The organism is Lactococcus sp. EKM203L (assembly GCF_011800585.1).
GTDB classification, from domain to species: Bacteria; Bacillota; Bacilli; order Lactobacillales; family Streptococcaceae; genus Lactococcus; species Lactococcus lactis.
On record NZ_JAALEQ010000001.1, the window covers coordinates 1 to 12,507 of the forward strand.

11 protein-coding genes and 7 tRNA genes are annotated in these 12,507 nt (G+C 36.9%); 17 read left to right on the forward strand and 1 reads right to left on the reverse strand.

The features are described from left to right. The first annotated feature begins 80 nt into the window (after nucleotides 1-80). The 11 genes from HFD15_RS00005 to HFD15_RS00055 all read left to right on the forward strand — a co-directional run bounded on the left by HFD15_RS00005 (nucleotide 81) and on the right by HFD15_RS00055 (nucleotide 4,376). Nucleotides 81-153, forward strand: a tRNA-Val gene (locus HFD15_RS00005). A 29-nt stretch (nucleotides 154-182) separates the two neighbouring features. Continuing rightward, a tRNA-Asp gene (locus HFD15_RS00010) sits at nucleotides 183-255 on the forward strand. Nucleotides 256-272: 17 nt separating this feature from the next. Further along, a tRNA-Lys gene (locus HFD15_RS00015) sits at nucleotides 273-345 on the forward strand. 8 nt (nucleotides 346-353) lie between these two features. Then, nucleotides 354-435 (forward strand) — tRNA-Leu (locus HFD15_RS00020). A 12-nt stretch (nucleotides 436-447) separates the two neighbouring features. Then, a tRNA-Thr gene (locus tag HFD15_RS00025) sits at nucleotides 448-520 on the forward strand. A gap of 25 nt (nucleotides 521-545) precedes the next feature. After that, nucleotides 546-617 (forward strand) — tRNA-Gly (locus HFD15_RS00030). 35 nt (nucleotides 618-652) lie between these two features. Beyond that, nucleotides 653-738, forward strand: a tRNA-Leu gene (locus HFD15_RS00035). A 162-nt stretch (nucleotides 739-900) separates the two neighbouring features. After that, nucleotides 901-1,797, forward strand: coding sequence for a class II fructose-bisphosphate aldolase (locus HFD15_RS00040; protein ID WP_003131457.1), 897 nt, complete (start codon nucleotides 901-903; stop codon nucleotides 1,795-1,797). Between the two features lie 705 nt (nucleotides 1,798-2,502). Further along, nucleotides 2,503-3,618 (forward strand): DUF4097 domain-containing protein, encoded by a 1,116-nt coding sequence (locus tag HFD15_RS00045; protein ID WP_023189137.1) that lies wholly within the window; start codon nucleotides 2,503-2,505, stop codon nucleotides 3,616-3,618. A 61-nt stretch (nucleotides 3,619-3,679) separates the two neighbouring features. After that, complete coding sequence (locus HFD15_RS00050; RefSeq protein ID WP_003131460.1) at nucleotides 3,680-3,883, forward strand: PspC domain-containing protein; 204 nt, start codon at nucleotides 3,680-3,682, stop codon at nucleotides 3,881-3,883. Nucleotides 3,884-3,911: 28 nt separating this feature from the next. After that, nucleotides 3,912-4,376, forward strand: a complete 465-nt coding sequence (locus HFD15_RS00055; protein WP_017865035.1) for a PspC domain-containing protein — start codon at nucleotides 3,912-3,914, stop codon at nucleotides 4,374-4,376. A 106-nt stretch (nucleotides 4,377-4,482) separates the two neighbouring features. Here the strand turns inward: HFD15_RS00055 and HFD15_RS00060 are convergent, their stop codons facing one another. Next, entirely contained in the window at nucleotides 4,483-5,235 is a 753-nt protein-coding gene (locus tag HFD15_RS00060; protein ID WP_167593469.1) for a biotin--[acetyl-CoA-carboxylase] ligase, read from the reverse strand. A gap of 252 nt (nucleotides 5,236-5,487) precedes the next feature. Here HFD15_RS00060 and HFD15_RS00065 point away from each other — a divergent pair, with 252 nt between their 5' ends. From HFD15_RS00065 to rpoZ, 6 genes are all read left to right on the forward strand, one after another. Continuing rightward, the gene (locus HFD15_RS00065; protein WP_167593471.1) at nucleotides 5,488-6,681 is read left to right on the forward strand and encodes a cyclopropane-fatty-acyl-phospholipid synthase family protein; all 1,194 of its coding nucleotides are present in this window, start codon (nucleotides 5,488-5,490) and stop codon (nucleotides 6,679-6,681) included. 325 nt (nucleotides 6,682-7,006) lie between these two features. Beyond that, complete coding sequence (gene metK / locus HFD15_RS00070; RefSeq protein WP_017865032.1) at nucleotides 7,007-8,206, forward strand: methionine adenosyltransferase; 1,200 nt, start codon at nucleotides 7,007-7,009, stop codon at nucleotides 8,204-8,206. 445 nt (nucleotides 8,207-8,651) lie between these two features. Continuing rightward, nucleotides 8,652-9,365, forward strand: coding sequence for a glucosamine-6-phosphate deaminase (locus tag HFD15_RS00075; RefSeq protein ID WP_058207872.1), 714 nt, complete (start codon nucleotides 8,652-8,654; stop codon nucleotides 9,363-9,365). Nucleotides 9,366-9,595: 230 nt separating this feature from the next. Next, on the forward strand, nucleotides 9,596-11,191 hold the full coding sequence (gene rny, locus HFD15_RS00080; RefSeq protein WP_023189132.1) for a ribonuclease Y: 1,596 nt from the start codon (nucleotides 9,596-9,598) through the stop codon (nucleotides 11,189-11,191). Between the two features lie 147 nt (nucleotides 11,192-11,338). After that, complete coding sequence (gmk, locus tag HFD15_RS00085; RefSeq protein ID WP_003131468.1) at nucleotides 11,339-11,956, forward strand: guanylate kinase; 618 nt, start codon at nucleotides 11,339-11,341, stop codon at nucleotides 11,954-11,956. Nucleotides 11,957-12,135: 179 nt separating this feature from the next. Next, the gene (rpoZ, locus tag HFD15_RS00090) at nucleotides 12,136-12,489 is read left to right on the forward strand and encodes a DNA-directed RNA polymerase subunit omega (protein WP_010906189.1); all 354 of its coding nucleotides are present in this window, start codon (nucleotides 12,136-12,138) and stop codon (nucleotides 12,487-12,489) included. Nucleotides 12,490-12,507 lie beyond the last annotated feature (18 nt).

Genomic DNA, 12,507 nt, shown 5'->3' on the forward strand with positions numbered 1-12,507 from the left:
TCGAACACAGAAGTTAAGTCCATCTACGGCGGAAGTACTTGGGGGTTGCCCCCTGGGAGATAGGCGAGTGGCCAAGTTTTGGGAGTTTAGCTCAGCTGGGAGAGCATCTGCCTTACAAGCAGAGGGTCAGCGGTTCGATCCCGTTAACTCCCATTGGTTGTTTCAGCCATTAAGTGAATAAAGGTTCTGTAGTGTAGCGGTTATCACGTCGCCCTGTCACGGCGAAGATCGCGGGTTCGATTCCCGTCAGAACCGTTAGTAGAAATACTAATGACTCGTTAGCTCAGTTGGTAGAGCATTTGACTTTTAATCAAAGGGTCGCTGGTTCGAGCCCAGCACGGGTCATAATCCTAGCGGATGTGGCGGAATTGGCAGACGCACTAGATTTAGGATCTAGCGCTTAACGGCGTGGGGGTTCAAGTCCCTTCATCCGCATACTAGGTATTAGCCGACTTAGCTCAGTTGGTAGAGCATCTGATTTGTAATCAGAGGGTCGCGTGTTCGAATCATGTAGTCGGCATTGTCGTAAGACACAAAGTTTAAGTGCGAACGTAGTTCAGGGGTAGAACACAACCTTGCCATGGTTGGGGTCGCGAGTTCGAATCTCGTCGTTCGCTTGATAATTCTCCCCAGTGGGAGTTTTTGTATAATACCCGGGGTGGCGGAACTGGCAGACGCACAGGACTTAAAATCCTGCGAGGGGTAACCTTCGTACCGGTTCGAAACCGGTCCTCGGGATATGCTAAGATTAATAGTTATTAAACTATTAATCTTTTTTTATCTTTCTTTAAGAATGGCTTAATAAAGCGGTTACTTTGTATTTTTACGAGCTTGGACTAGAAAAATACTTCACAAAATGCTATACTAGGTAAGTAATAAAATATTCGGAGGAATTTTGAAATGGCAATCGTTTCAGCAGAAAAATTCGTACAAGCCGCTCGTGATAACGGATACGCTATCGGTGGTTTCAACACAAACAACCTTGAATGGACTCAAGCTATCTTGCGTGCAGCAGAAGCTAAAAAGACTCCAGTATTGATCCAAACTTCTATGGGTGCGGCTAAATACATGGGTGGTTACAAAATGTGTAAACTCCTCATTGAAACTCTTGTAGAATCAATGGGAATCACAGTTCCAGTTGCTATTCACCTTGACCACGGTCATTTTGATGATGCTTTGGAATGTATCGAAGTTGGTTACTCATCATTGATGTTTGACGGTTCACATCTTCCAATCGAAGAAAACCTTAAACTTGCTGAAGAAGTAATCGCTAAAGCTCATGCTAAAGGCATCTCAGTTGAATGTGAAGTTGGTTCAATTGGTGGTGAAGAAGACGGTATCGTTGGTGAAGGTGAACTTGCTCCTATCGATGATGCAGTTGCAATGGCTAAACTTGGTGTTGACTTCCTTGCAGCAGGTATCGGTAACATTCATGGTCCTTACCCAGAAAACTGGAAAGGTCTTCACATCGATCACCTTGAAAAATTGAACAAAGCACTCGTTGAAGCTATGGGACACAATGTGCCAATCGTACTTCACGGTGGTTCTGGTATCCCTGATGATCAAATCAGAGAAGCTATCGCTAATGGTGTAGCTAAAGTTAACGTTAATACTGAATGCCAACTTGCTTTCGCAGCTGCTACTCGTAAATTCGTTAACGAATTTGACGCTAATGAAGCAGAATACATGAAGAAAAAACTTTTCGACCCACGTAAATTCTTGAAACCTGGTTTCGATGCAATTACTGCGTCTGTTGAAGAACGTATCGATGTATTCGGTTCAGCAAACAAAGCTTAATCAACTTTTAAAACATGATTAAATAAACGTTTGTCATTTATGATGGACGTTTTTTTATTTTTCAATTTGCTTTGATATAGCATAAGGTTCTATCTTAGTATATAAGTTTAATAAGTATTTTCATTTTTATCGATTATGTGCTAGTAAAAAACTTTATCTGGTTGTTGGAAATCTATCATTGCTTACAGAATGATGAAAGAAAATTTGATTTTAACAAATTGGCACATTGAATTCCTGATTGCGCCAGAAGAATGCTTGTCTTACAAAAAATTTTGTCTAATTTACGAAGAATCTGGTATAAGCTTTATTGATTTGAACTATTATACAGCAAAAGAGTGTACTCTAGTAATTCCTTCATTAATTGTTCTTAGGATATTTGAAATTTCTCCATTAGAAGGCATTTGAGAGGAAATAAAAAAAAATAATATTGTCAGCGAACGCCATATTTCTGCTGGTGTAGCTGCTTTGGCAACTTATATTCAACCTAAATAATTACTGACAAAATTAATTAGTAGTTCTGTCATTAAAATAGGAGTATTGAATCTTTTATTTAGCTAAAAAAAGAAGATGTTAAAAATCAGCCCAAAGGCTGATTTTTATTTGGTAAAAGTTTGAGATAATAAGTGTACGAGATAAAGATAATCTCAATAAAAAAAGTTTTTAAGATATTGAATGCTTGAATGAGCAGAGAAAGGATCTAAAAAAATGGCTAATAAAAAAGATAGAATTATGGATTTGATGCGTCGTGGAATTATCACGGAAGATGAAGCTTTAGAATTACTTGAAAAAAATGGTTCAGTGAATGGAGAAGCTTCTGATGATAAAACTGAGAACAAAGAATTCACATATACAGATAAAGAAGGATATGTTAATCACGATGTAGATTTTCCTGATGCAATGAAAAATGTTGCAGAAAGTTTGTTTGCTAGAGGTAAAGAAATTTTCCAAGGGGTTGCAAAATCTGTTGATGATAATATTGATTTTTCAAAAGGATTTCCTAAGGTTAAATCAATTTCTCACACTGTAGAAAAAGATATCAACGAAGATTTCAAAAATGTTAATCTTAATCTTAAGAGTGGTAAAGTAAATATTTTACCGGGTGAAAATGCCCATGTAAAAGTAGAATATAAAATTTACGGGGCAGTTGAAGATGGTGATGTAGAAGCTTATATTGCTGAAAAAACTAAACTTGAAGTTGAAGATGATGTGCTTGAAATTGAAGCAAATGGTCGAATTTCTGCGGATATTGAACTTTACTTACCAGTAAAAGAATATGAAAATATTGAGATTAATACACCTCATGCAGAACTTAAAGTTGAAAAAATTTCCAGTCAAAAAATGAATATTAATCTTATGAACGGAAATGCTGAAGTGCTTGAAGTAAACAGCGATGAGTTGAAGATTAACAATAAGAATGGTGAAATCAAAGTAATTGATGGCACGAATTCAGATTTAGAATTAACTGGAGTTAATGGTAATATCAGAATTACAACTGCTTTTGAATCTGGTGATGTCTCACTCGTAAACGGAAATATTTTGCTGACCGAAAAAACAGGAACGGCTCACAAATTAAATCTTAAAAATGTGAATGGCGATATCAAAGTTTCTGTACCAGAAAGTTTGGGCTTGGTTGGTCATGTTCGCACAATCTTTGGCGGATATAAGACACGTTTAAATCTTGATAGTCCTTTTGAAGCTGGCCGTAATGGAGCAGCGATTGTCCGTCAAGGTGCTGAGTCATTAACCTTTGAATTTGAAACAAAATCAGGAACGATTTGGCTTAAAGATACTGAAACTACTGACAAAGAAGAAACTGAATAAAATTTTACTGACAGAAATTTTATAAGAGTTCTGTCAGTAAATTTGAAAAGAAAGGTGAGAAATGGCTAAGAAAACTCTGAAAAGATCAAGTAGCAATCGAGTCATCGCAGGAACCGTCGGGGGACTTGGTGAATACTTTGGCTTGAGCCGTACAGTAATTAATGTAATTCGGGTTCTGATTGTGCTTGGTACTTTCGGAAGTTGGGGAACATTACTCATTGTTTATGTGATTGCGAGTCTATTGATGACACCGTCACAAGGTTAATTCAACGATTATGAAGAAAGGATAAATTATGTCTCAAAGACAATTAACAAAATCAGTGACAAATCGTAGAGTCAGTGGTGTCATTGCAGGTATTGCAGAATATTTTGGTCTGGGTCGTGATGTTGTGACGATTCTACGTATCCTATTTGTTGTTCTGGCTTTTGGAAGCTGGGGCGGATTGATTCCATTGTATTTCGTAGCAAGTTGGATTATTCCAAGTGCTAGACCACGAAATTACTATGATGATTCAGAAGATGATTATCAAGAAAAATGGAATCGTAAAGCGCAACATTTTGATGAAAAAATGGATCGTTGGTCAGAACGTTATTCAGATAAAATGAATAATTGGGCACGTCGTTATGAAGATAAAGGACGTCAAAATCAACAAGATTCAAACCAATGGGGAAATTCATGGGATGAACCAAAAAGTCGTAAGACTAAGGAAGCACAACCAGTTGAAAAAGAAAAAGAAGATGACTGGTCAGATTTCTAAAAAAGTTACTGACAGAAAGTTCTGTCAGTAAAATAATTCTGGTCCACCATGACCTAAAACTGGCCTCCTATATAATATAATAATAATAACTGAAAAAATGGACTGATTAAGTCCATTTTTTTAGTGAGATTTCGCCACTGGAAAGTATTTTTTGCTGACCATTATCTAAATTTACGATAAGCTCACCTTTAGAGGTTAAATCTGTGGCTCTTCCGGAAAAAGTTTGTCCAGATTGAACAAATTCAACTTGTTTGCCAAGAATAAATGAGTGAGATTTATAAATTTGGAAAAATGAACCCTCTGATAAACGATGAAATTCAGACCAGATTTCGGCAATTAATTCCGAACGACTGATGCTTGCTTGTTCATTATAAAATAAAGAAGTGGCTCTTTCTTCGATTTCAGTTGGAAAGTGGGAAATAGAAAAATTAATTCCGACACCAATGATAATTTGAGCTTCTTGAGTTGGATTAAGTGAAGTTTCGGCAAGAATACCAACAAATTTTTTATCGTCTAGATAAATATCGTTAACCCATTTAATTTGAGGCCTTTTGTCAGTTAATTTTTCGATTGCTGACACAATGGCAGCTCCTGTCAGCAGAGTGAACTCTGGAAGTTTTTCTAGTTCAACTTTGGGCTTGAGTGACAAACTCATATAAATTCCGCCAGACGGCGCAGCAAAATACTGACGGCCAAAACGACCATAAGTTTTATTTTGTCTTTCAGTTAAATAAAGACAATTTTCTTGTCCGTCTAATTTAGCATCTTTTTGAGTTGATTCAGATTCAGCGACAATTTTTACATCAGTCAGCCAAGGATTTTTTTGTAAAATAATAGATTTTTCAAGTTTGTCGTTCATTTTTTTATTATACCATGTGAAGTCGACTGCAAGCGAGAGGGAAAATTAGGAAATTACGTTTCTGCACTTGCGCAAGTTCAAAGTTATCTATTTTCTAGAATCTAGGAGACTGACCTCGGTTATGGGCAAAATCTTTAGCAATTTACTGACAATGAAAATTTTCAGAAAAATCTAACGATAGTAAGTATTTGACTTTCAATAATCTACGGAGTATAGTTTTATTAGAACAATGTTAGGAAAGGGAAGAATAACTTGGTATTTGAAAAAACAGTTTTGAACAAAGCACTTGCAGTTGCTTTCGATATCCCCATTGCAGTAACTTATTGGGATGGAAAAACAGAAAAGTATGGTGAGGGAGAAACGCAAGTTCGCATTACTTTTAATAAAAAATTCTCATTTAGTGAATTGAGCTCAATGCCAACCTTAGTATTGGCTGAAGCTTACATGAATGAAGAAATTGAAATTGAGGGGAGCATTCAAGAGCTTGTTACATCAGCATATCGTAAGGCTGGTAGCTTTTTAACAGACCAATCTGGTTTTGGGAAATCAATGATAAAACTTTTGGGAAATCATTCTCAAAAACAATCTCGTGAAGATATTCATAGTCATTATGATATTGGGAATGACTTTTATAACAAATGGCTTGACCCAACGATGACTTATTCATGTGCTTATTTTGAACATGAAGATATGACTTTGGAAGAAGCACAAATTGCTAAAGTTCATCATATTTTGGACAAACTCGATAGTAAACCTGGGGGACGTTTGCTTGATATTGGTTGTGGCTGGGGAACTTTGATGTTTAAGGCTGTTCAAGAATATGGCCTTTCAGCAGTCGGAGTGACACTCTCAGAAGAACAATATTATTATGTTCGCAAAAAAGCGGATGATTTGGGACTTTCTGATAAAGTGAAAGTTTATTTGGTTGATTATCGTGACCTCAAAGAAGAACCTTTTGATTACATTACATCTGTCGGAATGTTTGAACATGTTGGGAAAGAAAATTTGGAAATGTATTTCCAAAAAGTTTCTGATTATCTCAAACCAAACGGTCGTGCATTGATTCATGGTATTACTGGACAACATCGCGGTGCTGGTGTGGATCCATTTATTGAAAAATACATTTTCCCTGGAGGTTATATTCCAAATATTGCTGAAAATGTTGAACATATTATGACTGCTGGTTTGCAAATGGATGATCTTGAACCTCTTCGTCGTCATTATCAAAAAACGCTTGAAATTTGGAATGAAAATTATCTCGAAGTTTTTGATGAAGTAGAAAAAGAAATGGGTAGACCATTTGCAAGGATGTGGACACTTTATCTTCAAGCCTGCGCTGCAAGTTTTGAAGCTGGAAATATTGATGTTGTTCAATATCTTTTGACTAAAGGTGCTTCAGGTCAAGGTTTGCCAATGACCCGCGAATACATGTTTAAAAAACATTAAGTTTGACAATTGATAAGTTGAAAAACAAGACCATTCAGCATTTCGGGTTTGAATTATCATAAGGACAACTTATTTAAAATTTATCAGTAGATTTATTTTAGAATCATGTAAAGGAAAGAGTGCATTTTTTCCAAAAAAGAGGTAAAATAAGAGAGTTACGAGTCCCGAAAGGATTTGATTTATTTTAAAAATTACTGATGAAAATACTAGCATATCCGTAAGCGCTGAAGCGCCAACGGCTATCCTATGAAGGTTTTTCGTCAGCAAATATTAGATAAGTTTAAAGACGCCTTGTAACCAAAATTTAGATTGGGGGACATTTTTAATGTCAGAAAAACATTTATTTACATCAGAATCAGTATCAGAAGGCCATCCAGATAAGGTTGCAGACCAAATCTCAGATGCCATTCTTGATGCCATTCTCGCACAAGACCCACATGCACACGTTGCTTGTGAAACGGTCGTATATACAGGGACGGTCAATGTCTTTGGTGAAATCTCAACATCAGCTTATGTTGATATTGCTCATGTCGTTCGTGAAACAATCAAAAAAATTGGCTATACAGATAGCGAAAATGGATTTGATTATAAATCAGTGGGCGTTCACGTCTCACTTGTTGAGCAATCAAGCGATATTGCACAAGGGGTAAATGAAGCCGAAGAAGTTCGCGATAAAAATGGCCAATTAGTTGACCCGCTTGATTTGATTGGTGCTGGTGACCAAGGAATGATGTTCGGTTTTGCGACTAACGAAACTGCCGAATATATGCCACTCGCCATCTCACTTTCACATAAATTAGTTAAAAAATTAGCTGATTTACGTAAATCAGGTGAAATTTCATACTTGCGTCCTGATGCAAAATCACAAGTAACTGTAGAATATGATGATAATGGCAAAGCAAAACGCATTGACACAGTCGTTATTTCTACTCAACATGCTGCGTCAGCAACAAACGAAGAAATTCACGATGATGTGATTAATAAAGTCATCAAGGCTGTTATTCCAGCTGAACTTTTAGATGATGAAACTAAATACTTCATCAATCCAACAGGACGTTTTGTTATTGGTGGTCCTCAAGGGGATTCAGGCTTGACTGGACGTAAAATTATTGTTGATACTTATGGTGGGTATGCTCCCCACGGTGGTGGAGCTTTCTCTGGTAAGGATGCAACAAAAGTTGACCGTTCAGCTTCTTACGCAGCACGTTATGTAGCCAAAAATATTGTGGCAGCTGGACTTGCAGAAAAAGCGCAAATTCAACTTTCGTACGCTATTGGTGTTGCGACACCAACATCAATCAATGTTGATACTTTTGGCACAGGTAAAGTCTCAGATGATGAACTTTTAGCAGCAATTCGTAAAGTATTTGATCTTCGCCCAGCAGGAATTATTCAAATGCTTGACTTACTCCGTCCTATTTACGGACAAACAGCAGCTTACGGGCACTTCGGCCGTACAGATGTAGAATTACCATGGGAACAAACAGATAAAGTTGAAGAACTTAAATCCGTTTTAGGTAAATAATCGGCCTCGCCGACCTTCGTTCGGTCTACGTCGCCATTGTCTCCTCCGCTGTCCTTTCTCGCTAATGGGCTAAAGCCCAAAGTCGAAAGGCACTTCGGCCGTACAGATGTAGAATTACTATGGGAACAAACAGATAAAGTTGAAGAACTTAAATCCGTTTTAGGTAAATAATCGGCCTCGCCGACCTTCGTTCGGTCTACGTCGCCATTGTCTCCTCCGCTGTCCTTTCTCGCTAATGGGCTAAAGCCCAAAGTCGAAAGGCACTTCGGCCGTACAGATGTAGAATTACCATGGGAACAAGCAGATAAGGTTGAAGAACTTAAAATAGCTCTTAAAAAATAATAAAAAAAGCGGATTTCCGCTTTTTTATTTTCAACGAGTAGAATTGCTTTAAATAGAATACTTAATCCTGTAAAATAGAAGTAACAAGAAAAAAGGAGCTCCTATGAAAAAAATAATCACTAAAGATTACGCCACAATGAGTGAACTTGCTGCAGCGATTGTTCTTGATAAGATGATGCTTTCAAAAAGGGTAAATCTTTCGCTTACAGCGGGAAATACCCCTCTTGGAATGTATGAAATTCTTATTGATAAACTCCAAAAAATGAATTTTGATCGCTCAAATATCCATTATTACAATTTTGATGAAGTACCACTTGCTGGTGAACGCTATGGATTAACAATGAGTGCTTTAAAGACAGCTTTCTATGATCGAGTACATATTGATGATGGTAATCTTCATGAATTAAATGCTCAAAATAATCAAGTTTTTGACCAAAAAATCTTACAGGACGGTGGGATTGATTTGATTGTTATGGGGATAGGAGAAGATGGTCATTTTTGTGCAAATATGCCAGGACATACAAGCTTTGAGCGAGAAATTTTTGCTGTTCCATTTGAAGAAGGGGATGAGATTTATCAGTCAATCAAAAATTTGACAGATAAAGAACCGGCTTCTCCTTATGTCACTTTTGGTCCACGAACAGTTCTAGCTAGCAAGCAACTTTTAGTTTTTGCTGACGGAAAAAAGAAAGCAGATATTATGAAAAAAGTTCTTGAGGGCCCAATCACAGAAGAAATTCCAGCTTCTATTTTACGGACACATCCAAATATTACTTTTATTTTGGATGAAGAAGCAGCTGCTTTACTTGAAAATTAGTTGATGAAGACAGTTAGTAAAATAACTGTTTTTATTTATTCGTGAAGGAGGTCAATTTATGATGACATAATTGACTCTAAATTATTCTGAAAGCGTTACACTATCTTTCATTGAATAATGAGCCTTAAAATGATATAATAAATGAGTGTTTTACTATGTAAAATACATTAATTTATAATCAAACTGTGAGTAGAATTTATTGGAATTACTACTGACTTTAGAGGAGACTAATGGACATTATTTCTATCGTTCTCTTGGTCTTATTGGTTGTATTAGTTGTCGCATTTATTTTTTACGCTCAAAATATAAAGAAAAATAAGCAGGATGCTGAATCTCTTTTTAATGAAGCTGAAAATAAAGCAAATGAGGTGATGGCGAATGCTAAACGTGAGGCGGAGTCTTTGAAAATGGAGGCTGAAGCCTTCAAAAAAGAAGCCCGTTACACCCTTCGTGAAGAAGAACAAAAGCAACGTCGTGAAATCGAAGATGAATTTAAGCAAGAACGTCAGGAGTTAAAGGAGACTGAAAAGCGCCTAAAACAACGTGAAGAAATCTTAGACCGTAAGGATGATACCTTAACGAAAAAAGAAGAAAACTTAGATTCTAAAGAGGAGAACCTCGTTAGAAAAACTGATACGCTCAGTAAGCGAGAAGAACAATTAGCGCATATTGAAGAAAAGAAACGACTAGAATTGGAGCGTATTTCAAATTTGAGCATAGATGATGCTCGTGAAATTATTTTGAGTGAAACTCGAGATGGTTTGACAAAAGAAATGGCTCAAATTATTCGTCAAAGCGAAGAAAAAGCTCAAGTTGAAGCAGATAAGCGAGCTAAAAATATTATCTCACTTGCTATTCAACGCGTTTCATCTGATTCTGTAGCTGAACAAACTGTTTCGGTTGTCAATTTACCAGACGATGGTATGAAAGGTCGGATTATTGGTCGTGAAGGTCGTAATATTCGTACTTTTGAAGCTTTGACTGGGATTGATGTCATCATTGATGATACGCCAGAAGCAGTTGTACTTTCAGGATTTGACCCAATTCGTCGTGAAATTGCTCGTATGACTCTTGAACAATTAGTTCAAGATGGTCGAATTCATCCAGCGCGAATTGAAGAGTTGGTTGAGAAAAACCGCAAAGCACTTGATCATAAAATGCGTGAATATGGTGAACAAGCAGCCTTTGAAGTTGGGGCGCATAACTTGCATCCTGACTTGATGAAGATTATGGGACGTTTGCATTTCCGTACTTCATATGGACAAAACGTACTTGATCACTCAGTTGAAGTTGCTCATATTGCTGGTAATTTGGCTGGCGAAATGGGAGAAAATGTGGCACTTGCTAAACGTGCAGGTTTCTTGCATGATATTGGTAAAGCACTTGACCATGAAGTTGAGGGAAGCCACGTTGAAATTGGAACAGAACTTGCGCGTAAGTACAAGGAAAATCCAATTGTCATCAATACAATTGCGAGTCACCACGGTGATACAGAACCTTTGAGTAACATTGCGGTACTTGTTGCAGCGGCTGATGCTTTGTCAGCAGCACGTCCTGGAGCTCGTCGTGAATCAATTGAAAATTACATCAAACGTTTGAAAGACCTTGAAGCAATTTCAACAAGCTTTGAGGGTGTGGAAACAGCATTTGCCTTGCAAGCTGGACGCGAAATTCGTGTAATGGTTAAACCAGAAAAATTAACGGATGACCAAATTGTGATTTTGGCGCATGATGTGAAAAATCGAATTGAGGATGAAATGGATTATCCTGGTAATATCAAGATTACTGTTATCCGTGAAACTCGAGCGATTGACTATGCAAAATAAAAAACTGTCTTTTGACAGTTTTTTTGTGTCTTATTACGAAATTATATTTCTTTTTTGTTACAAAAGCTAGTTTTAAGAGCTAGCTTTTGATAGAATGAGTTTAATCGTTGATTAAGAGATGGAATTAGAGATATATCGGAGGAAAAAATGCGTGAGCGTGGTTTATTAATTGTTTTTTCTGGACCTTCTGGTGTTGGAAAAGGAACAGTTCGTGCTAAAATTTTTGAGAGTGAAAACAACTTTGAATATTCAGTGTCAATGACAACGCGTAAGCAACGTCCTGGCGAAGTAGATGGAAAAGATTATTATTTCCGGACACGTGATGAATTTGAAGAAATGATTCGCAATGGTCAGATGCTGGAATATGCTGAATATGTTGGAAATTATTATGGCACACCTTTAACTTATGTCAATCAAACATTGGACGAAGGAAAAGATGTTTTTCTAGAAATTGAAGTGCAAGGTGCGCTTCAAGTGAAGGAAAAAGTTCCAGATGGTGTTTTTGTCTTCTTGACTCCACCAGATTTGGAAGAATTGCGTGGACGTTTAGTTGGACGTGGGACAGATTCGGCTGAAGTCATTGCTTCACGACTTGAAAAAGCAAAAGAAGAAATTCGCTTGATGAGTGAATATGATTATGCCGTCGTTAATGACAAAGTTGAACTTGCTGCCGAACGTGTTAAGAAGATTATTGAAGCTGAACATTACCGTGTGGACCGCGTGATTGAACGCTACGTTCATATGATTGATGATGTGAAAGTTTGATTTAATTGGAAAAATTACTGACAGATTTGTCAGTTTAATGCGAAGGAGCTATCAATTCTACTGATAGTCCTGCCAGAAATGATAAAGTTGATAAATTTTACTGACAGAATTTTATTTTGACGATAACAAGTCTGTCAGTAAAAATAGAATGAAAAGTTTAGAAAATGAGGTAATGAATTATGATGTTAGAACCTTCAATTGACAAGTTATTGGACCAAGTTGATTCAAAATATTCTTTAGTAGTTTTGGAAGCAAAACGTGCGCATGAATTGCGTGATAAAGAACGTCCAACAAAAGAATTTAAAGCTGTAAAAAATACTTTGCGTGCTTTGGAAGAAATTGCTGATGGAACAGTTAAAATTCACCCATCACCTGAATTGAAACGTGAAACTTTAGTTGAAAAACGCGAATTGGAACGTTTGCAAGCTAAGATGAAAGAACAACTCATCAAAGAGCAAATTGCTAAAGAAGAAGCTGAAGAAGAAGCAAAACAAAAAAATAGCCGCGCCGCTAAAGCAGCTGCCGCAGAATAAATTTTTTAAGCGTCAATT